This window comes from Streptomyces sp. NBC_00510, assembly GCA_036013505.1.
In the GTDB taxonomy this organism is placed as follows: Bacteria; Actinomycetota; Actinomycetes; order Streptomycetales; family Streptomycetaceae; genus Actinacidiphila.
This window is the reverse complement of record CP107851.1, coordinates 4150738-4171567: the sequence shown is the minus strand read 5'-3', so window position 1 is coordinate 4171567 and position 20830 is coordinate 4150738. Positions and strand designations below refer to the sequence as shown.

Sequence of the window (20830 nt, the reverse complement as noted above, 5' to 3'; positions counted from 1 at the left end):
CCGCGATGAGTTTCACCCCCACCCCCGAGGACAAGTTCACCTTCGGTCTCTGGACCGTCGGCTGGCAGGGCCGCGATCCCTTCGGTGACGCGACCCGCCCCGCCCTCGATCCCGTCGAGAGCGTCAACCGGCTGGCCGAGCTCGGCGCGTACGGCGTCACCTTCCACGACGACGACCTGATCCCCTTCGGCTCGGACGACACCGCCCGCGAGGGCCACATCAAGCGGTTCCGCCAGGCCCTGGACGCCACCGGCCTGAAGGTGCCGATGGCCACCACCAACCTCTTCACGCACCCGGTCTTCAAGGACGGCGGCTTCACCGCCAACGACCGCGAGGTCCGGCGCTTCGCGCTCCGCAAGACCATCCGCAACATCGACCTCGCCGCCGAGCTGGGCGCCAAGGTCTACGTCGCCTGGGGCGGCCGCGAGGGCGCCGAGTCCGGTGCCGCCAAGGACGTGCGGGTCGCCCTCGACCGCTTCAAGGAGGCCTTCGACCTCCTCGGCGAGTACGTCCTGGAGCAGGGCTACGACCTGCGCTTCGCGATCGAGCCCAAGCCGAACGAGCCGCGCGGCGACATCCTGCTGCCGACGATCGGCCACGCGCTGGCGTTCATCAACGAGCTGGCCCACCCCGAGCTCGTCGGCCTCAACCCCGAGGTCGGCCACGAGCAGATGGCCGGGCTGAACTTCCCGCACGGCATCGCCCAGGCGCTGTGGCACGGCAAGCTCTTCCACATCGACCTCAACGGCCAGACCGGCATCAAGTACGACCAGGACCTGCGCTTCGGCGCCGGCGACCTGCGCTCGGCGTTCTGGCTGGTCGACCTGCTGGAGTCGGCCGGCTACGAGGGCCCGCGCCACTTCGACTTCAAGCCCCCGCGGACCGAGGACATGGACGGTGTGTGGGCGTCCGCCGCCGGCGGCATGCGCAACTACCTCATCCTCAAGGACCGTGCCGCCGCGTTCCGCGCCGACCCGGCCGTGCAGGACGCGCTGAAGGCCGCCCGCCTGGACCAGCTGGCGCAGCCGACCCTCGGCGAGGGCGAGTCCCTGGCCGACCTGCTCGCCGACCGCGGCGCCTACGAGGAGTTCGACGCCGACGCCGTCGCGACCCGCGGGTCCGCCTTCGAGCAGCTCGACCAGCTCGCGATGGACCACCTGCTCGGCACCCGCTGAGCCCGCCGGAAACCGGGTTGCCGCCGGGCCCGGCCCGGCGGCAACCTGCGGGGGTGATCGAACTGCGCGTGCTCACCCCCGACGACTGGCCGCTCTGGCGGGAGCTGCGGCTCGCCGCGCTCGCCGACGCGCCGCACGCCTTCGGCGCCCGGCTCGCCGACTGGCAGGGCGACGGCGACCGCGAGGAACGCTGGCGCGACCGGCTCGCCCTGCCTGGCTCGTACAACCTGGTCGCCCTCGTGGACGGCCGGCCCCGCGGCATGGCCAGCGGCGTCCCCGGCGAACTGCCGGACAGCGCCGAGCTGATCTCGATGTGGGTGGCGGGCGAGGCCCGCGGCCGCGGCGTCGCCGACCTGCTGATCCGGGCCGTCGAGGAGTGGGCCGCGGGCACCGCGGGCGTCGCCCTGCTCCACCTCGCCGTCGCGGAGGGCAACGCGGCCGCGACGGCGCTCTACGTGCGCAACGGCTTCGCGGACGACGGGGGCCCCGGCGGGGTCATGCCGGACGGCCGCCCCGAGCGCGTGCTGACGAAGCGGCTCGCGGCGGCGCCGGCCTGATCGGGCCGGCGCCACCGGACCCGGTCACCAGGCGAAGGCCTCCGGTGCGGGACCCGGTCCGGGGAAGATCTCGTCGAGACCCGCCAGCAGCTCCTCGTCCAGCTCGAGTTCCACCGCGCGCAGCGCCGAGGCGAACTGCTCCGGCGTGCGCGGCCCCACGATCGGCCCGGTGACCCCGGGCCGGGTCAGCAGCCAGGCCAGCGCGACCTCGCCAGGCTCCAGCCCGTGCTTGCCGAGCAGGTCCTCGTACGCCTGCACCCGCGCCCGGACCACCGGGTCGGCCAGCCCCGCCGCCGAGCGGCCCACCTTGGTGCGGGCCCCGCCGTCCTCCCGCTCCTTGCGCAGCGCGCCGCCCAGCAGCCCCTGGTGCAGCGGCGACCACGGGATCACACCGAGCCCGTACTCCTGCGCCGCCGGGATCACGTCCAGCTCGGCGCGGCGCTCCGCCAGGTTGTACAGGCACTGCTCGCTGACCAGACCCATCGAACCGCGGTTCGCGGCGGCCTCGTTGGCCTGGGCGATCTTGTAGCCGGGGAAGTTCGACGACGCCGCGTGGAGGATCTTGCCCTGGCGGACCAGCACGTCCACCGCCTGCCAGATCTCCTCGAACGGGGTGCGCCGGTCGACGTGGTGGAACTGGTAGACGTCGATGTGGTCCGTGCCGAGCCGCCGCAGGCTGGCCTCGACCGCCCTGCGGATGTTGAGGGCGCTGAGCCGGTCGTGGTTCGGCCACGACTCCTCGTGCCACGCCTTCCCGTCCGCCGACATGTTCCCGTAGACCTTCGTGGCCAGCACCACCTTGTCGCGGCGGCCCCCGCCCCGCGCGAACCACGAGCCGATGACCTTCTCCGTCAGGCCCTTGTCCTCCGCGGTGCCGTAGATGTCCGCCGTGTCGAAGAAGTTGACCCCCGCGTCGAGCGCGGCGTCCATGATCGCGTGACTGGTGGACTCGTCCGTCTGCCCGCCGAAGTTCATCGTCCCCAGGACGATGCGGCTGACCTTGAGGCCGGTGCGGCCGAGCTGTGTGTACCTCATGGGGCACCAGCGAACCTCTTCGAGTGGACTCCCGGCAAGTGCGTTGCCCGGGGCGGGGGGTTGTGGTTGCGGCCGGTTGTCGTGTGCGGGTGCGTTGCGCCTGCGGCGGGCGTCCACCCGCCCGCCCTCCCGATTGCCCGGCGCGGTTGGTGCGGGCCTGCGCATCGTGTGCCTGGGTCGGGGCCGCGCCGGCGCACTCCCCCCAGCCTTCGGCCGGGGGGACCCCCATGGGCGCACCCCGCCACACCCCTCCGGTCGTGTGGGCGCATGACGCCCGGTGGGGGGTGAGTAGGGCTTGCGGCAACCCCGGACCGCCCTCGGAACCCCCACCGGCCGTTAGTCGCCTCAACCGGCAGGAGGGGGTGTGGCGGGGTGCCCCCGCAGGCGACGAGCGGAGCACGGGGCGCCGAATGATGTGGGGCAGCGCCGCGAGCGCCGAGGTGGGGGTCCCCCGGCCGAAGGCTGGGGGCGTGCCCCGGCGCGGCACCGACCCCATACGTACGCAGCGAGGCGGTCACTGACCGCGCCGGGCAATCGGGCGGGCGGGTGGGGGAGAAACCGCAACAGCAACAAACGCGGCGCCGCACGCGACAACGAACCGCAACCACGACCGCGCCGCACCCTCGCGTTCACGCGCCCGTCGGCAGCCGGACCGTGAAGCAGGCGCCCCCCTCGGGGGAGGCGCACGCGGCGGAGATGGTGCCGCCCAGCAACGTGGTGAGGCGGTGGGCGATGGCGAGCCCGAGGCCGGTGCCGACGGGGCGGACGCCGCGGTAGCGGGTGGCGAGGGCGGCGCGCTGGAAGACGACGGTGAGGTCGTCCTCGGTCAGTCCCGGGCCGCCGTCGCGGACCTCGAACACGGCCTCGCCGCCCTCGGCGCGCAGAGCCAGCACGAGCGGGCGGCCGGCCGGGGTGACGCGCAGCGCGTTCTCGGCCAGGCCGTCGAGGAGTTGGCGGACCCGGAAGGGATCGGTGTCGGCGGGCAGCGGGCGGCCCGGGCGTTCGAGCCGGAAGCGCACGTCGTGGCGGGCGCAGCGGTCGGCCCAGACGGCGCCGGCGTCCTCCACGAGGGCGTCGAGGTCGGTCCGCGCCGCGTCGAGCCGGAAGTCGTCGGCCTCCAGGCGGGCGAGGTCCAGCAGGTCGTGGACGAAGCGGTCGAGACGGCCGGTCTCGGCGAGCAGGGTGCGGCCGGTGGCGGGAAGGCCGTCGGGGCCGATCACCCCGTCGGCGAGGGCCTCGGCGTAGCCGCGCACGGCGGTCAGCGGGGTGCGGATCTCGTGCGACACCGAGAGCAGGAACGCGCGCTGCCGGTTCTCGCTGCGGGCGAGGGCGGCGTCAAGGGCGGTGAGCGCGGCGGACAGTTCGGCGACCTCGGCCGGGCCGTCGTCCGGTAGGGCGAGCCCGCGTTCGCCGGCGGCGAGGCGGTGGGCGGTGCGGGCCGCCGCGGTCAGGGGACGGGCCAGGCGCCGGGCCAGCAGGGCACCGGCCGCGCCCGCGCCCGCCAGACCGGCGGCCAGGGGCAGCGCGAGACCGCCGCGGATGCGGGCGGCGGCGTCGTCGACCGCGGTGAAGGGCTTGGTGAGCACCACCGCGCCGCCGCCCGGGGACGGATGACCCTCCACCAGCACGGCACGCCCGCCGAGGGCGGCCGTCGCCGACGCCGGGTCCCCGCCGCGCAGCACCGCGAGCACGGACGTGGTGACGGCGGCCGCCGCCGGTCCGGCCGTCGTACCGTCCGGCGCGACCACCGCGAGCTCGACGCCGTTCGACCCGGCCAGCCGCTGCTCACGTTCCAGCAGCAGGGACGACAGCGCCGGGGTACGGCTGAGCACGTCGGCCTGCCGTGCGAGCCGGTCGCGCTCCTGCGCCTCGGCGGTCGTGCGGATCGTGTGCCACGACGCCAGCCCGGCCAGCAGCACGGCGACGGCCGCCACGGCGGTGGTGAGCAGCACGAGGTTCCCGGCGAGCGAACCGCGACCGGTCATGCCGGGGCCGGGCGGGGTGGGGCGGCGCTGTAGCCGACGCCGCGGATCGTGCGGATCAGGGAGGGGTCGCCGAGTTTGGAGCGCAGCTGGGAGACGTAGACGTCCACCACACGGCCCTCGCGGTAGTCCGGGGCGCCCCAGACGTGGGCGAGCAGCTGGTCACGGGTGAAGACCTGGCCGGGGTGGCTCATCAGGCACGCCAGGAGGTTGAACTCCGTCGTGGTCAAGGTGAGCGGCTCACCGTCCTTGTGGACGGTCCGGCGCAACGGGTCCAGTGCCACCGGGCCCAGGGTGCGCGGCCGTCCGCCGCGGGGCGGGCCGTCCACCCGGCGCAGGACGGTCTTGACGCGGGCGACGAGTTCGCGGGGTGAGAAGGGCTTGGTGACGTAGTCGTCCGCGCCCAGCTCCAGACCCAGGATCCGGTCGGCCTCCTCGTCGCGTGCCGTGACCAAAAGGACCGGCGTCCAGTCGCCCTCGTCGCGCAGCGCGCGGCAGAACGCCGTGCCGTCGAGCCCGGGCAGCCCGATGTCGAGCACGATCGCCACGGGCCGCAGCCGGCGGGCCGCGGCGAGCCCGGAGGGACCGTCGGCCTCCACGTGGACGCCGAAGCCCTCCCGGGTCAGGTACAGCCGCTGCAGGTCGGCGATGTGCCGTTCGTCCTCGACGACCAGGACGAGGCCTCGTTCTTCCGCCATGGCCCCGATGCTAACCACCCCTGTTGCCGCGGCCCCGCGGGCGGCGGGGATCCTGACACTCCCCGAACATTCCGCCAACGCCGTCCTTGCGTCCGTCCGCCACGATGCGGACGGTGCCCGGCGGACCGGCCGGGCGGAGGGAGGAACCGGTCGTGGTCGTGGCATTCCCATACGCCGGCGCGGAGCCCGCACTGCTCGGCGCCACCCTGGCGGCGGGCGTCGTCGCGCTCGTCGCCGTCGTCCTGCTGCTGCGCAGGACCCGCCCGCCCCGCACCGCCGGACCCGGTCTGCTGCACCGGGCCGGACGCGGCTGCGCCCGGCACCCGTGGCGGGTGATCGCCGCATGGCTGCTGGTGCTGCTGGCCGCGGTCGCCGCCGACCGGGCCTGGGGCGGTGCGTACCAGGACGACTTCGCGCTGCCCGGCACCTCCGCGCAGACCGGCGCGGACCTCCTCGACGCCCATGGCGCGCCCGGCACCCGGGGCACCGCCTCGCAGATCGTGCTGCGGGCACGGCACGGCGGGCTGGCGGACCACCGGGACGCCGTGGCCTCGGCGGTCGCCCGCGTGGCGGACCTACCGCACGTCCTGTCCGCGGCCGGCCCGCTGACCACCCCGGGCGCGGTCTCCTCCGATGGCGCCATCGGTTACGTCGGCGTCCGCTTCGACACGAACCCCGCGACCCTCGACCGCTCCTACGTCGCCGAGGTCGACGCGGCGGTCTCGGCGCTGCGCGCCGACGGCGTCACCGTGGAGTACGGCGGTCCGCTGGGCCAGTTGGCGCGGCCCAAGGCGGCGGACCGGGCCTCGGAGGCGATCGGCCTGGGCACCGCGGTGGCCGTGCTGCTGCTGGGCTTCGGCAGCCTCGCCGCGGCGGGGCTGCCGCTGCTCACCGCGGTCCTCGGGCTGGGCGCCGGGACGGCCGTCCTGGGGCTGCTCGCGGCGGCCTGGTCCTTCGGTGCCGCCGCCCCCACGCTGGCCACGATGATGGGCCTCGGCGTGGGCCTGGACTACGCGCTCTTCCTCACCACGCGCCACCGCGGGCTGCTGCACACCGTCGACGATCCCGCGGAGGCCGCCGGACGCACCCTCGCCACCAGCGGCCGGGCCGTGATCGTGGCGGCCGTGACGGTGGCGATGGCCCTGGCGGGCCTGTACGCCTCGGTGGTCGTCTTCATCGGCACCCTCGGCGCCGCCGCGGGCGTCACCGTCGCGGTCGCCGCCGTGGCCTCACTGACCCTCACCCCCGCGCTGCTGGGGCTGCTCGGCCGCCGGATCGACCGCTGGTCGGTGCGCACACCGGTGGACGAGCCCGCCCCGGGCGGCGCCGACGTCTGGCACCGCTGGGCCCGCGCCGTCGGGCGGCGCCCCTGGCTCTTCCTCACCGCGGGCGTGCTGGCGCTCGGGGTGCTCACCGTGCCGCTGGCCTCGATGCGGCTGGGGCACGTCGACGCCGGCGCGGGTCCGGCCGGCAACACCGACCGCCGCGCGTACGACCTGCTCTCCGAGGGCTTCGGCCCGGGCACCAACGGCCCGCTCACCGTGGTCGTCGCCCTGGACCCCGACCGCACCCGGACCACGGCCGACCGGGAACGGCTCGCGGCGTCACTGCACGACGCCCTCACCGGCGCCGGCGACGTGGCCGCCGCGACCACCCCGTCCGCGACCCCCGACGGCGCCCTGCTCGTCGCGACCGTCACCCCGCGGGGCGGGCCCGAGGAGCGCTCCACCTCCGACCTCGTCCACCGCCTGCAGGACGACGTGCTGCCCGCCGCCCTGCGGGGCACCGGCGCCCAGGGCCACGTCACCGGGACCACGGCGGCCCAACTCGCCTTCCGGGACGTCGTGGTGGACCGGCTGCCGGTCATCGTCGCGGTGGTCGCCGGCGCGGCCTTCCTGCTGCTGCTCGCCGTCTTCCGCAGCCCGCTGGTCGCCGTCAAGGCCGCGGTGCTCAACCTGCTGTCGATCGGCGCCGCGTACGGCGTGGTCGTGGCCGTCTTCCAGTGGGGCTGGGGCGGTCCGTGGCTCGGCGTCGCGGAGAGCGTGCCGGTGGAGTCCTACGTCCCGATGATGATGTTCGCCATCGTCTTCGGGCTGTCCATGGACTACGAGGTCTTCCTGCTCTCCCGGATCCGCGAGTCCTGGCTGGCCACCGGCGACGACCGCGGGAGCGTGGCGCACGGGCTGGCCGCCACCGCCCGGGTCATCTCCTGCGCCGCGATCGTCATGACCAGCGTCTTCCTCGCCTTCCTCCTGTCGGCGAACGTGGTCGTCAAGATGCTGGCGCTGGGGCTCGGGGTGAGCGTCGTCGTCGACGCCACGATCGTCCGGCTGCTCCTCGTCCCCGCGACGATGTACCTGTTCGGCCGGGCCAACTGGTGGATCCCGCCCTGGCTGGACCGGTTGCTGCCGCGCCTGGACCCGGAGGGCGGCGGCCGCGCCGCGCAGGCCGTTCCCGCGCCCGCCCGCGCCGAGGCCGCCGGGAAGACGCGGTGACGGCCGTCCGGTGGCGCCGGACCAGGACCGTGCTGGTGGCGTCCGTCGCGCTGACGGCCCTGACCGGCGGCGCCGGTGAGCTGGTCGCGCGGGGCGTCCTCCACCACCGCGTCGCGGCCGCGGCGGGCCGCGCCCTCGGCGTCGCCCCGGACCGGGTGGCGGTCGACACCGGCGGTGGGCCGGCGCTGTCCGCGCTCGCGCACCGGCGCCTGGACCGCGTCGAGGTCGCCGGCGACGACGTCACCGTGGGGCGACTGCACGGCGCCTCGGTGCGCGTCCGCCTGGACGGCCTCCGCTTCGGCGACGCACCCACCGTGGCGTCGTCCCATGCCGACGTCCGCGTTCCCGCCGGGTCGCTGCGCGCACGCTCGGGGAGCGGCGGTAGGGACGGGGGCCTGCCGGTCACGGACGTCGTGCCGGACCCGGTCGCGGGCATGCTGCGGCTCGAACTCGGCGGCCAATGCGGCCGGGTGACGGTCCGTCCGGTGCTCCGTGAAGGCCGGGTGGCGGTCACCGTGACCGGCGCGGAGCTCTTGGGCCGGGCTGCCGCCCCGGCGGTCGTCGACCGGATCGAGCGGCGGCCGGCCGACCGGGCCCCGCGGGCGCGCTACCCCCTCGCCCTGCGGGCGACCTCGGTCGACGTCACGTCCGGCGGCCTGCACGTCACCCTCGACGGCGGCCGCGCGGCGCTGCCCCGCCGGGCGGCTCAGGCCGCCTGGCCGTCCACGACGCCCTTGGCGAAGTCCGCGCGCAGCCGGGAGAGTTCGTCGTCCGGCACCGCGCGCGCCCAGGCGTCGGGGAGACCGCGGACGGTGTGGTCCTTGGTGGTCGCGGCGCTGTAGGTGGCGGTGCAGGTGAGCGAGACGGTGCCGGAGGGCTTCATCTTCTTGTGGAAGACGCAGGTCTTCACCTTGCGGCCGTCGAGGGTGATGGCGATGCTGATCTCCGCGTACACGGGGTCGTCGGTGGTCTCGGGGTCGTCCAGGGCGTCGTACAGGGAGTTCTGGAGGGTGAAGCGGGCGGTGCAGCTGCTGTTGCCGCAGGGGGAGAAGCGGGCCTTCCCCGTGGTGCTGAAGCTGACCGCCGGGTCGACGGCCGACTTCAGGTCGGCGAGGTCCCGGTCGTAGGCGGTCGTGAAGGTCTCGCGGTCGGCGCCGGTGAGCGCGGCCACCGTGGTGTCCAGGCCGTCGGGCAGGGGCAGCGGCCCCGAGGCGGCGGGGGAGTCGCCCGCGGCCAGGCGCAGCAGGGTGCGGGGGGCGGAGTCGGTGATCCAGAAGCGGCCGCCGGTCGTGGTCAGCACCTTGACGGGGCGTCCGGCGACCGTGGAGGAGGAGATGGCGTCCGGACGGCCGCGGTCGGCGGCGTCACGGAGCAGCGCCGAGACGTTGGCCGGGTCCAGGGGGGTCGTCAGGTCGTCGATCTCGGGCAGGTCGGCGGAGGAGTCCAGCCAGCGGTCGTCGATCCGGTCGAGGAGGTCGCCCGCGTAGCCGCGGTCCTTCCAGTACGCCCTGTCGGCCTTGGTCAGGCGGTGGTCGTCGGTGGTGAGCAGCCGGACGGTGGCGCCCTCGTCCTGCAGCGAGCCACGGCCCCAGCCGCCGGGCGTGGTCTGCAGGTCGAACGGGGTGCTCGTCCCGCTGTCGAGGGCGAAGTCGCCCCGGTAGGAGACGACCTGGGTCCCGCCCATGGTGTCCGCCGCCTCGCGCAGCATGCGCTCGGCCTCCGCCGCCGGGTCCTTGCGCGCGCTCGCCGCCGGGCCCTTGCCGTCGCCGGAGCCGCTCCAGGGAGCCCATATGAGGAGGCCGGCGACCAGGGCCGCGGTGGCCAGTCCCGCCACGGCCAGCAGCGGGCCGCGCCGCCGCGGCGGCGGTGTGGGGTAGCCGTTGTGCGGCGGGTACCAGGGCGCTTGGTGGTGGGCCTGCGGTTGCGGCGGGTACGGCGGCGCCGGCGGGGGCGGCGGTCCGAAGCCGCCGCCGGCGCCGCCGGTCCCGTGACCGGGGCCCCAACCGCCGCCGCCCCACGGTGTTCCGTCCGTCATATCCGCGTCTCCCCACGTCGTGCGGCCACTCGTGCCCCCGCCGATCTCCCCGCCGGGACGTTCCCCGCCGGGCGCCGACCTTCTCATCCGGCCCGCGCCCCCGCCCCGGCCTTCCGCAAATCCGCCACCGGCCCGGCCCGGCGGGCGTGCGGGGGTCCAGGGCAAGGTACTGCAGTGGCCGCACCGCCCCGGCGGGAGGGTTTCTCATACGGCTCTCATCCACCGCTCAGGCTCTCATCACGGCTGGTTCCTACCGTCGCCGCAGTGGAGAGACAGGCACCGCCTCCCTCCCGCTTCCCGTTTTCCTGACTCGGCGAGGAATCGCATGTTCTTCACATACCTCCGGCGCGAACTCCGACGCCGCAGAAAAGCGGCGCTCGTCATCGCGATGGGCCTCGCACTGGGCATCGCCCTGGTGATCACCGTCAACTCGGTGTCGGCCGGCATGACGCAGGCCCAGGGCAAGGTGCTGGAGTCGTTGTACGGCCTGGGCACCGACATGACCGTCACCAAGGCCGCCGACGCGGACTCGTCCTCCGCGGAACGACCGCGCTTCCAGTTCGACGCGCGCGGCGACGACAAGGAGCAGAGCAGCGACCGCGTCATGGTGCAGGGCTTCCAGTCGCTGAAGTCCTCGATCGTCGACCAGGTCTCCGAGCAGAGCGGGGTCAAGGACGCGGTCGGCGGGCTCAGCCTGGTCGTCATCAAGGTCAACGGCCAGTTCCAGCGCGGTGAGTTCCAGCAGGCCCCGGGCAGCGGCGACCGGCAGCGGGGCGGTGGCAGCGGCCAGCCGCAGGGCACGGTGCGCGGTGGCGGAGCCAACTTCGACATCAACAACTTCACCGTCTTCGGCACGGACGTCGCGCACCCCGCCCTCGGTCCGCTGACCTCGTCGAAGATCACTTCGGGGAAGACCTTCACCAGCGCGCAGGACAACGCCAAGGTCGCCGTGCTCGACAGCGCGTACGCGAAGCAGAAGAAGCTGACCGTCGGCAAGACGCTCACGATCTCCGGCACCAAGTTCGAGATCATCGGCATCGCGACCGCCGACAGCGGCTCCTCCTCCGCCAACGTCTACATCCCGCTCAAGCAGGCGCAGACGCTCGCGGACGCCAAGGACAAGGTCACCACGATCTACGTCCAGGCCGCCGACTCCCAGAAGATCGGCTTCGTCAAGTCCGCGATCCAGAAGAACATCTCGGGCACGACGGTCACCACCTCCTCGGACCTGGCCTCGACCGTCTCCGGTTCGCTGTCCACGGCCTCGAACCTGGCGACCAACGTCGGCAAGTGGCTCTCCATCGCCGTCCTGATCGCCGCCTTCCTCGTCGCGGGGCTGCTGACCTCCTCCGCGGTCTCCCGCCGGGTGCGCGAGTTCGGCACGCTCAAGGCGCTGGGCTGGAAGAGCGGCCGGGTGACCCGCCAGGTCATGGGCGAGGCGATCGTCAACGGCCTCATCGGCGGCGCCCTCGGCATCGCCCTGGGCCTCGGCTGCGCCTACCTCATCACCTCGATCAGCCCCACGCTGGACGCCACCGTCGGTGGCGGCGGAGCGGGCGGTCCCGGTGGCTTCGGCGGCCCCGCCCGGCGCGCGGCCGGTGACGCCGTCGAGATCGCCCTCCAGGCACCGGTCAGCGTCAACACCATCGTCCTCGCGGTGGTCCTGGCGGTCGCGGGCGGTCTGATCGCCGGGACCTTCGGCGGCTGGCGGGCCTCGCGGCTGCGCCCGGCGGACGCCCTGCGCCGCGTCGAGTAGCCGTACCCGCCCCACGAGACCGGGGGCCGCGTTCCGCACGTTCCCCCCGGCGTGGCGCGGCCTCCGCCCTTCCCCTTCAGGACTTCAGGAGTCACCTCATGTACAAGCTGAGCGGCGTGACCAAGCGCTACTCGCGCGGCAAGGACACCGTGCACGCGCTGCGCGGCGTCGACCTCGTGATCGAGGACGGCGACCAGCTCGTCATCCAGGGCCCGACCGGCGGCGGCAAGTCGACGCTGCTGCAGATGCTCGGGGGCCTCGACCGCCCGACGGAGGGCTCGGTGGAGCTGGACGGCACCGACCTGGCCCGGCTGAGCGAGGCCCGGCTGACCAAGGTCAGGTCGCAGAACATCGGCATCATCTTCCAGAGCTTCAACCTGATCCCGACCCTGACCGCCCAGGAGAACGTCGAGACCGCCCTCGTCCCGCTGGGCGTCAAGGCCTCCGAACGCCGTGCCCGTGCCGCCGAGGCCCTCGCCTCCGTCGGCCTCGGCGACCGTCTGCACCACCTGCCGGGCGAGTTGTCGGGTGGTCAGCAGCAGCGAGTGGCGATCGCCCGGGCGCTGGTGAAGCGCCCCAAGGTGCTGCTCGCGGACGAGCCCACCGGAGCCCTCGACGAGGGCACCCGTGACGAGATCCTCGCCCTGCTGGAGGGGCTGTGGAAGGAGTACGGGCTGACCTTCGTCATGGTCACCCACGACTCCGCCATCGCCCGGCGCGCCACCCGGGTCGCCACCATCAAGAAGGGCCGGGTCACCGTCACCGAGCGGACCCCCGCGGCCTGAGACCGCCGCACCGCGGCCCCGCAGCCCCCACCCCGGTCCCCACCCCCGGCCCCCGGCGCGTGACGCCGGGGGCCGCGCGGCGTCTCAGTCCGTGACGCCCAGGTCCTCGCGCATCAGCCGCTGCAGCGTCCGCAGCAGCGGTTCGGCGTCCTTCAGGTCCTCCAGCGCGCCCTGCGGGCTCTCGCCGTCCCGGGTGAGGCCGCGGTCGAGCCGCTTGGCCGCGGCGTCCGCCGCCGCCAGGACGCGGTTGACGTCCCGCGAGGCCGCCAGGACGCGCTCCGGGACGATCATCTGCGCCTCGGCGTACCGGTCCCGGTACTCCCGGCGGGACTCCTCGACCTGGTCCCGCTCCTCGGCGGAGTAGACGCCGTCCCTGATCCGGTGCAGGGCGTCCTTCAGCAGCGTGTGGAACTGCCGCGAGGCCCGGTTCACCGCCGTGTACGCCGCCCGCCGTTCCTCGAACCGGCGCAGCCGTTCCGCCTCGGCGGCCTCCGCCAGGCGCCGCCGGTCGGTGCCCCGCTGGGCGAGCACGGGCGCGAACAGGGTGCCGAGCACTCCGACGACTGCGGTGATCATCGCGCCGAGCGTGGCATTCATGGTCCGCTTCCTATCCCGCCCGTCCGGGCGTGGGGAGCCGGTCGGTCGCACCGAGCGCCGGCCGGCAGCGTGCGCAGGCGGGCGACCCGCCCGGAACGGAGCTCCGTTCCGAGCGGGCCGCCCTGATACCCGCCTGTTCGTGCTACTTCGCGAGGTACGCGTTGTAGATCACCTGGGACAGGGTGTTGCCCTTCTTGTCGCTGACCAGGGCCTTGAAGGAGACGCCCTTGCCCGCCTTGGGGTTCTTCAGCGTCACCTTGCCGCCCTTGACCGTCAGCTTCGACCAGTGCGCCCCGCCGTCGGTGGAGACGTACACCTTCAGCGACTTCAGGTTGCGCCCCGCGGCCGCACCCTGGACCGTCACCGGCACCTTGACCGTGGCCTTCGCCTTGGAGGTGCTCGTGGCGGACAGGGACGGGGTGAAGCGCACCACGGAGACCGGCAGCGTGGCCGGGACGTCGCCGCCGACGTGCCGGGAGGAGAACGTCCAGGACGCGGTGATGCGGGTGCTGACCGCCGCGGTCGTGGCGCGGGTCACCGAGGTGGCCAGCCGGTAGCCGGCCTTGGCGCCGTCGACGGTGAAGGAGACGCCGTCGTCGAGCGCGCCGTCGTGGCTCCCGACCTTCGTCCCGTTGCGGTAGAGGGTCGTGGTGGCCTTGTCGTACGACGCGAAGCCGCTGTGGCCCTGGCCGTCGGTGAAGAGGCCGACGGTGCCCCAGATCTCGTCACCGGAGCGCATGATGCCGGAGTACTTGTCCAGCTTCGGTCCGAAGACGCCGACGTTGAAGCTGCGGCTGTAGCTCCTGCCCTTGGTGAAGGACCGGGCCGGGGCCTCGTAGTAGCCCTCGGGAATCTCGCCGGAGGAGTCGGTCTGCAGGAAGTCCTGGGCCCAGGTGACGCCGGAGCCGTTGACGTACACGGTCCTGGTGAACGGCAGCCCGGTGAGGAAGCCGCTCGGCGTCACCATGGCCGCGTTCACGAACGGGGTGGTGAAGACCGCGCCGAGCTTGCGCTTCACCGAGGAGCCGCCGGTGGTGGTGATCTTCGCCAGGTCGGTGCTCCGCACGGCCTTGGTGTAGCCCGTGTAGAACGACTTCGTGCGGCCGTACGCCACCGTGTAGACCTTCGAGCCGTGCTCGAACAGGCCGGCGACGGTCGCCTGGTACTCGGCGGCGGTCAGCGCGGGACCGGAGTGCGCGGTGCGGAAGTCCCGCAGCGTGCCGGTGTTGAAGCTCAGGCCGGTGCCGGCGGCGCCGTGGTTCAGGTTGTAGCCGACCATCAGGTCCGACTGCCGTGCGGCCCGGTCCGGCAGCGTGAACGCGAACGGTTTGGCCTTGCTCGCGTCGAGCGTCACCTCGGTGTCCTTGGTGAGCTCGACCAGCGGGCGGCTCACCCAGTTCGCGCTCTCGAACGTCCGGCCGTCGGCCGCGAGCTTCACGATGAGGCTGTCCACGGCGTAGCTGCCCTTGGGCAGGCGCAGCGCCGTGCTGCCGCTGTCGTTGGTGACCTCCTCGAACGCGTCGCCGTCCAGTCCGACGACGAGCGTGTCGTAGGCCGCCGCCGGTCGCCCGTCGCGGTCCAGGTTGGTGATCCGCAGGTCGTACGACTCGGCCTCGCGCACCACGCCCGCGGCGGTGCGCACCGACCGCGTGCCGTCGCCCGCCACCACGGCCGCGCTGTAGGCGCCGTCGGCGGTGCCGAGGGTGGTGTCGGCGGTCAGCGTCGCCTCCGCGGTGCCGCCGGCCGGCACGGTCACCTGCTGCTTGTCGAGGGTGAAGAACCCGGCCGGTGCCGCGGCGCCGTCGGGGTCCTTGCCGGTGACCGACAGGTCCAAGGTGACGTCGGCGTCACCGGAGTTGCGGTAGGTGATCGTCCTGGACTGCTGCACGTCGTCGGCGTGCGGCCACCGGGCGACGCCGAAGCTCAGCGAGACCGGGTCGGCGACCACCTCCTGGTGGATCGCCCGGGCCAGGTCGATCTGGCCGGAACCCTGCTGGAAGGCGGTGTAGCCGCCGTCCGTCGTGGAGCCGGTGAGCGCGGCCTTGATCTGCCGGCCCGTCCAGTCCGGGTGCTCCTGGGCGAGGATCGCCGCGGCGCCCGCCACGTGCGGGGTGGCCATCGAAGTACCGGAGATGGTCAGGTAGTTCCCGTCCGCGGTGTGCGGGACCTCGGGGTCGGTGTCGATGACACTGCCCTTGGCCGCGGCCGCGGTGATGTCCACGCCGGGGGCGGTGACGTCGGGCTTGACCGCGCCGTCGCCCACGCGCGGGCCGCGCGAGGAGAAGCCGGCGAGCTTGGAGTCCTTGTCGACCGCGCCGACGGTCAGCGCGGCGTCCGCGCTGCCGGGGGAGCCGACGGTCGAGGCGCCGTCGCCCTCGTTGCCCGCGGCGATGACGAACAGCGTGCCGGTGTCCGCGGACAGGCGGTTGACCGTCTCCTCGATCGGGTCGACCCCCGGGGTGTCGCTCCCGCCGAGGCTCAGGTTGGCCACCTTGGCCCCGGAGGCGGCGGCCCACTCCAGGCCGGCGATGATCCCGGCGTCGTCCCCGAAGCCGTCGTCGTCCAGCACCTTGCCGCTGATGATCCGCGCGCCCGACGCCACGCCCTTGTAGGCACCGGCCGACTTCTCGCCGGTGCCGGCGGCGATGGAGGCGACGTGGGTGCCGTGGCCGAAGTGGTCGAGCAGGTTGTCGGCGGTGGAGAAGTTCTTCTCGGCGACGACCCGGCTGGTCAGGTCCGGGTGGCTCTTGTCGACGCCGGTGTCCAGCACCGCGATCGTGACGCCGGTTCCGTCGTAGCCCGCGTCCCAGGCCTCCGGCGCGTGGATCTGCCGGGTGTTCCAGCTCGGTTCGGCCGCGGCCTTCTGGATCGCGTTCAGCCAGACCGTGCGCAGGCCGGACTCGGCGGTGGCGTACGGGGAGCCCGGCGCGTCGTCGGTCAGCGCCGTCCAGACGCCGGCGGCGGCGTCCTCGGGCGCGGTGACGGACTCGCCGCCGAGCGCCGCGAAGGTGTGGGTCACCTCGGTGCCCTCGGCCCGGTGCAGTTCGGCCCGCGCCTCGGGGCGGCTGCCCCGGTAGGTGACGATCAGTCCGAGGCCGCGGCGCTGGGCCGCCTTGCGGTACTCGGCCCGGCTCAGCGTGGTCACGTCGAAGAGCCGGCGGTCGATCCGGCCCTTCGCGATCAGCTGCACCGCGTCCTGCGGGACGACGTAGACGTGCCCGTGCTGCCGGCGTATCTGCACCGGTATGTCCTCGCGCCCCTTGGTGCGTTTCAGGGCGACGGGCCTGCCCTGTGAGTCCACGGCGACCCGGTCGCCGGTGATCAGCGTGATCCACACGCGGTCCTTGACCGCCGTGGCGGACGCGGAGCCGGTCGGCCCCGTGGCCGCCGGCCCGGCGGCCGAGGCCGGTGTGACGGCGCCGGCGGTCAGTGCCGCCGCGACCCCCGTTGCGAGCGCTGCCGCGCGCGCCTTCTTCCATCGTCGGTGCAACGTATCCCCTTGTGTCTGCGTCATGACACGCGGGAGCGCTCGTCCCCGGGCGCGCGCACGCGATGTTCCCCCACGGCGTTCCCCCGGCGAAGCCCCCGCCTTGCCGACGCAGTATGTACCGTCTGTCGCGGACATCTCAAGAGTCACTTCGTGAACGGATTGCCGGATCCGGCCACAGGTGTTGTCGAAGCGCTTCGACACGTGTCTGGACAGGGATACAGGGTCCCCGGTAGCGTCTGAGTCGAAGCGCTTCGAAAGGTTTCGACACTTCCCGGGGGGACGGAGAACGGCAATGGCCACACTCGCTGAGGTAGCCCGCCACGCCGGGGTCTCCGCCAGCACCGTCTCGTACGTCCTGAGCGGCAAGCGGTCGATCTCCGAGGGCACGCGCCGGCGGGTCGAGCGGAGCATCCAGGAACTCGGCTACCACCCGCACGCGGGCGCGCGGGCGTTGGCCAGCAGCCGCTCGAACATCATCGCCCTGATGGTGCCGCTCCGTACAGACATGTACGTCCCCGTCATGATGGAGATCGCGATAGCCGTCGCCACGACGGCCCGTCAGCACGGCCACGACGTACTCCTGCTCACCGGCGAGGAGGGCCCCACCGCGGTCCGGCGGGTCGCGGCCAGCGGACTCGCGGACGCGATGATCCTCATGGACGTCGAACTGGAGGACGAGCGCATCCCGCTGCTGCGCGCCGGGAACCGGCCCGGCGTGCTCATCGGCCTGCCCGCCGACACCGCAGGACTCACCTGCGTCGACCTCGACTTCGCCGCCACCGGCGCGCTCTGCGCCGACCACCTCGCCGACCTCGGCCACCGCTCCGTCGCCGTCGTCGGCGAGGCCGCGGCGGTCTACCGGCGTCACACGGGCTTCGCCGAGCGCACCCTCCAGGGCCTGCGCTCCCGCGCCGCCGCACGCGGGATCCGGCTCATCCACCGTCCCTGCGAAGGCAGTTACGAGTCCACTGCGGGCACCCTCTCCCGCATCTTCGAGGAACGGCCGGACACCACCGCGCTCGTCGTCCAGAACGAGTCCGCCATCGCCCCCCTCCTCGCGCTCCTGCGCCAGCAGGGCCGCGCCGTGCCCGAGGACGTCTCCGTCGTCGCCGTCTGCCCCGACCAGGTGGCCACGCAGGCCGCCCCCCAGCTCACCTCGGTCGCCATCCCCGCGCAGCAGATGGGCCGGCACGCGGTCGAACTCGTCATCGCCAAGCTGGGCGGCAGCCCGACGGAGGAGGTCCGCCTCCTCGGCCCCGAACTCACCGTGCGCGCGAGCAGCGGCCCCGCGCCGTCCGCGTGACGACGGCGGGGCGCGTGCTCAGGCCCGCAGCCCCTGGAGCCCGTCGTAGGCGGCCATGACGAGTTCCATCCCGCGGGTGTCGTCCGCGGGTTCGCGCATCTGGTTGGGCACGTACGCCACCGTCATACGGGCCTCGGGGTCGATCATCACGAGCGAGCCGCCCCAACCGCCCCACCCGAAGCTGTTGCCGAACAGCCCGTAGCCCAGCCCCCAGCGGACCGGCATGCCCAGGCGGCGGTCCTCGCCGCTGAACTGCTCCTCCCGCGCGCGGTCACAGCCCGCCGGCGACAGCAGCCGCACCCCGCGCACCGCTCCGCCGCAGGCCAGCACCGACTGCACGAGGGCGACCGAGCGGGCGTTGCCGAAGCCGCTCGCCGCCGGGATCTGCGCGCGACGCCACGCCACGCCGTTCCCGTCACGGAGCCGCACGGCGGTGCCGGAGCCGGGCGACGCGCTGCCGCCGGGCGCGCTCGCCGCGTAGTCCTCGTCCCGGGACGGCGGCGGGACGGCGAGCGCCACGCGGGGGTCGTGCTCGGCGGGCAGTCCGATGTGGAAGTCGGCGCCCAGCGGTCCGGCCACCTCCTGCGCGAAGAACCCGCCCACGCTCCGGCCGGTGATCCGGCGTACGACCTCGCCCACGAGGTACCCCTGGGTGAGCGAGTGGTACCCGGCCGCGCTGCCCGGTTCCCACTGCGGGGCCAGCGCCGCCAGACGCGCGGTGGCGGACGGCCAGTCGTAGAGCTCGTCGATCGGCCCGTCCCAGTCGGGCAGGCCCGCGGTGTGCGCGAGCAGGTGCCGCACCAGCACCTTCTCCTTGCCCGCCGCGGCGAACTCCGGCCAGTACCGGGCGACCGGCGCGTCCGGATCGAGCGCGCCGCGGTCGGCCAGGACCAGCGCGCACAGTGCCGTCATCGTCTTGGTGACGGACCAGACGTTGGTGATCGTGTCCCGCTGCCACGGGACCGTGCGGTCCCCGTCGGCGAACCCGCCCCAGACGTCCACCACCGGCTCGCCGTCCACGAAGACCGCGACGGAGCCCCCCGCGTCCCCGCCGTCCAGCAATCCGGCCAGCGCGCCCGGCACCGCGGTGAACAGGTCGTCGTACGTGCCCTGGATATCGGCCATGCGCCGTATTAGCGCGTACCGGCCGGGCGCAGGCAATCGAATTTCCCGCTCGGGACCGGCGGGAGGGGCTCAGCCATCGGCCTTCGCGATGCCGACCGGGCAGGAGACCCCCGTCCCCTCGATCCCGCAGTAGCCGCCGGGGTTCTTGTCCAGGTACTGCTGGTGGTACGGCTCGGCGGCGTGGAAGGGGCCCGCAGGGACGACCGCCGTGGTGATGGTGCCGTGCCCCTTGGCGCGCAGGGCGGACTGGTAGGCCTCGCGGGAGGCGAGGGCCGTCGCGAGCTGCCCGGGGGAGTGGGCGTACACCGCGGAGCGGTACTGGGTGCCGATGTCGTTGCCCTGGCGGTGGCCCTGGGTGGGGTCGTGGGCCTCCCAGAACACCTTCAGCAGCTCCCCGTACGTGATCAGCGCCGGGTCGAAGACGACACGCACGACCTCGGCGTGGCCGGTGAGGCCGCTGCAGACCTCCTCGTACGTCGGGTTCTCCGTGTACCCGCCCGCGTAGCCGACGAGCGTCGTCCACACGCCGGGCGTCCGCCAGAAGACGCGCTCGGCGCCCCAGAAGCAGCCCAGCGCGAAGTCGGCGACCTCCAGGTCGGCCGGGTAGGGGCCGGTGAGCGGCCTGCCGAGCACGGTGTGGCGGTCGGGCACCGTGTGGAGCGGGGCGGGGCGGCCCGGTATCGCCTCCTCACGGGAGGGCAGGCGCGGCGTCAACGGGTGCGCCCGCGCTCGGAGTTCCACTCCAGCCCCGCGAGCGCCTGCGAGCGGCCTGCGGCGTACGCGGCGGCCGGGTCGGCCTCGTAGGCCCAGGGGGCCGCGCCCGCGTAGCCGTCGACGGCGCGGAACTGCTCGACCGCCTCGGGGAAGCGTTCCGCGCGCAGCAGGAAGGCCGCCAGCAGGTGCCGCACCACGGGCAGCACCGGGTCGGAGGGGGAGGCGTGCTCGGTGGCGTAGAGCGCGCCGCCGATGGCGCGGGAGACGACGTCGCTCTCGTAGAAGCTGCGGACGAGGATGATGTCCGGCAGGTGCGCGAGGACCTCGAAGAGCGGCAGGGCCGGCAGCAGGCTGCCCTCGGGCGCGGAGGAGGCGGCCCGCTCGGCGAAGTCGCGTGCGGCGTCCTCCGGAAGGCGGGCGAGGGCGGCCAGGTGGGCGCCCATGTGGTGCGGGGCGCGGGAGGCGATCTTCTCCCAGACCGTGGCGAAGTCCGCGTCCGCGGCGAGGGCGACGACGTACGGGACGGGGTCGCCCGGCGCGAGCAGCGCGGCCTCGTCGGCGACCGTGCGGGCCTCCTCCAGGATCATCGGCACGTCCGGGGACCCGGCCGGCTCACGCCGGGCCCGCTGCACCAGGAACGCCGCGTGGACGGCCGCCCCGCCGACGTCCTTCGGGTCCTCGACCCGCCAGGTGCGCAGCCACGCCGCGCCCGTGCCGGGGGACTGCGTCAGCTCGACCGCCGCGGCCCCGGCCAGGGTCTGGACCCGCTGCCAGCGCAGCTCGCCCGCGGCCGGGGTGCCCTTGAGGAGGGCGGCGACCGCGCGCCAGTCCTGGGTGCGCTGGGTCACGGTCAGCGCCTGCGTCAGCTCGTCGTCCGGACCCGGCAGCCGGATGTCGATCTCCTCCCGGGGCACGAAGCCGTACCGGGCGGGATCGACCGCGGCCACGGCCCGCACGCCGCGGCCGCGCAGCATGCGGGGCACCAGCACGATCGCCGAGATCAGCAGAACGCCGTACAGGACCCACAGGAATTCCATGATGAGCAAGCCTACGCGGGCCCGGCCGGCACGTCCCGGCCCGCGG

At 74.2% G+C, this 20830-nt stretch carries 15 protein-coding genes; 7 read left to right on the top strand and 8 right to left on the bottom strand.

The features are described 5' to 3' along the window. Window positions 1–5: 5 nt before the first annotated feature. Both xylA and OG937_18400 read left to right on the top strand, forming a co-directional pair. Window positions 6–1175: a xylose isomerase gene (gene xylA, locus OG937_18405; GenBank protein ID WUD73513.1), complete on the top strand. Its 1170-nt coding sequence runs from the start codon at window positions 6–8 to the stop codon at window positions 1173–1175. 53 nt (window positions 1176–1228) lie between these two features. Next, window positions 1229–1732: a GNAT family N-acetyltransferase gene (locus tag OG937_18400; protein WUD73512.1), complete on the top strand. Its 504-nt coding sequence runs from the start codon at window positions 1229–1231 to the stop codon at window positions 1730–1732. A gap of 24 nt (window positions 1733–1756) precedes the next feature. Here OG937_18400 and OG937_18395 read toward each other — a convergent pair whose 3' ends face one another. The 3 genes from OG937_18395 to OG937_18385 all read right to left on the bottom strand — a co-directional run bounded on the left by OG937_18395 (window position 1757) and on the right by OG937_18385 (window position 5447). Beyond that, window positions 1757–2767, bottom strand: coding sequence for an aldo/keto reductase (locus tag OG937_18395; GenBank protein ID WUD73511.1), 1011 nt, complete (start codon window positions 2765–2767; stop codon window positions 1757–1759). Window positions 2768–3396: 629 nt separating this feature from the next. Then, a complete protein-coding gene (locus OG937_18390) occupies window positions 3397–4752 on the bottom strand; it encodes a HAMP domain-containing histidine kinase (protein WUD73510.1) in 1356 nt (451 codons plus the stop codon). After that, a complete protein-coding gene (locus OG937_18385; protein WUD73509.1) occupies window positions 4749–5447 on the bottom strand; it encodes a response regulator transcription factor in 699 nt (232 codons plus the stop codon). Before OG937_18385 ends, OG937_18390 begins: the two co-directional genes overlap by 4 nt. Before the next feature lie 158 nt (window positions 5448–5605). On the opposite strand from OG937_18385, the gene OG937_18380 reads away from it, so the two are divergent. From OG937_18380 to OG937_18365, 4 genes are all read left to right on the top strand, one after another. Beyond that, window positions 5606–7942, top strand: coding sequence for an MMPL family transporter (locus tag OG937_18380; GenBank protein ID WUD73508.1), 2337 nt, complete (start codon window positions 5606–5608; stop codon window positions 7940–7942). Continuing rightward, a complete protein-coding gene (locus OG937_18375) occupies window positions 7939–8784 on the top strand; it encodes a DUF2993 domain-containing protein (protein ID WUD73507.1) in 846 nt (281 codons plus the stop codon). The genes OG937_18380 and OG937_18375 overlap by 4 nt, the downstream gene beginning before the upstream one ends. Window positions 8785–10302: 1518 nt before the next feature. After that, complete coding sequence (locus OG937_18370) at window positions 10303–11733, top strand: ABC transporter permease (GenBank protein WUD73506.1); 1431 nt, start codon at window positions 10303–10305, stop codon at window positions 11731–11733. Between the two features lie 98 nt (window positions 11734–11831). Next, a complete protein-coding gene (locus OG937_18365) occupies window positions 11832–12518 on the top strand; it encodes an ABC transporter ATP-binding protein (GenBank protein ID WUD73505.1) in 687 nt (228 codons plus the stop codon). Window positions 12519–12602: 84 nt separating this feature from the next. Here OG937_18365 and OG937_18360 read toward each other — a convergent pair whose 3' ends face one another. After that, the gene (locus OG937_18360) at window positions 12603–13115 is read right to left on the bottom strand and encodes a hypothetical protein (GenBank protein ID WUD73504.1); all 513 of its coding nucleotides are present in this window, start codon (window positions 13113–13115) and stop codon (window positions 12603–12605) included. Between the two features lie 142 nt (window positions 13116–13257). Beyond that, entirely contained in the window at window positions 13258–16629 is a 3372-nt protein-coding gene (locus OG937_18355; GenBank protein WUD73503.1) for a S8 family serine peptidase, read from the bottom strand. A 268-nt stretch (window positions 16630–16897) separates the two neighbouring features. Between OG937_18355 and OG937_18350 the strand changes: the two genes are divergently transcribed. Further along, complete coding sequence (locus OG937_18350; protein ID WUD73502.1) at window positions 16898–17908, top strand: LacI family transcriptional regulator; 1011 nt, start codon at window positions 16898–16900, stop codon at window positions 17906–17908. An 18-nt stretch (window positions 17909–17926) separates the two neighbouring features. Here OG937_18350 and OG937_18345 read toward each other — a convergent pair whose 3' ends face one another. The 3 genes from OG937_18345 to OG937_18335 all read right to left on the bottom strand — a co-directional run bounded on the left by OG937_18345 (window position 17927) and on the right by OG937_18335 (window position 20784). Next, window positions 17927–19033: a beta-lactamase family protein gene (locus OG937_18345; GenBank protein ID WUD73501.1), complete on the bottom strand. Its 1107-nt coding sequence runs from the start codon at window positions 19031–19033 to the stop codon at window positions 17927–17929. Window positions 19034–19102: 69 nt separating this feature from the next. Further along, window positions 19103–19747 carry a peptide-methionine (S)-S-oxide reductase MsrA gene (gene msrA / locus OG937_18340; GenBank protein ID WUD73500.1) on the bottom strand — a complete coding sequence of 215 codons (645 nt, stop codon included), beginning with the start codon at window positions 19745–19747 and terminating at the stop codon, window positions 19103–19105. Beyond that, window positions 19744–20784, bottom strand: a complete 1041-nt coding sequence (locus tag OG937_18335) for a hypothetical protein (GenBank protein ID WUD73499.1) — start codon at window positions 20782–20784, stop codon at window positions 19744–19746. Before OG937_18335 ends, msrA begins: the two co-directional genes overlap by 4 nt. Between the last annotated feature and the right edge of the window lie 46 nt (window positions 20785–20830).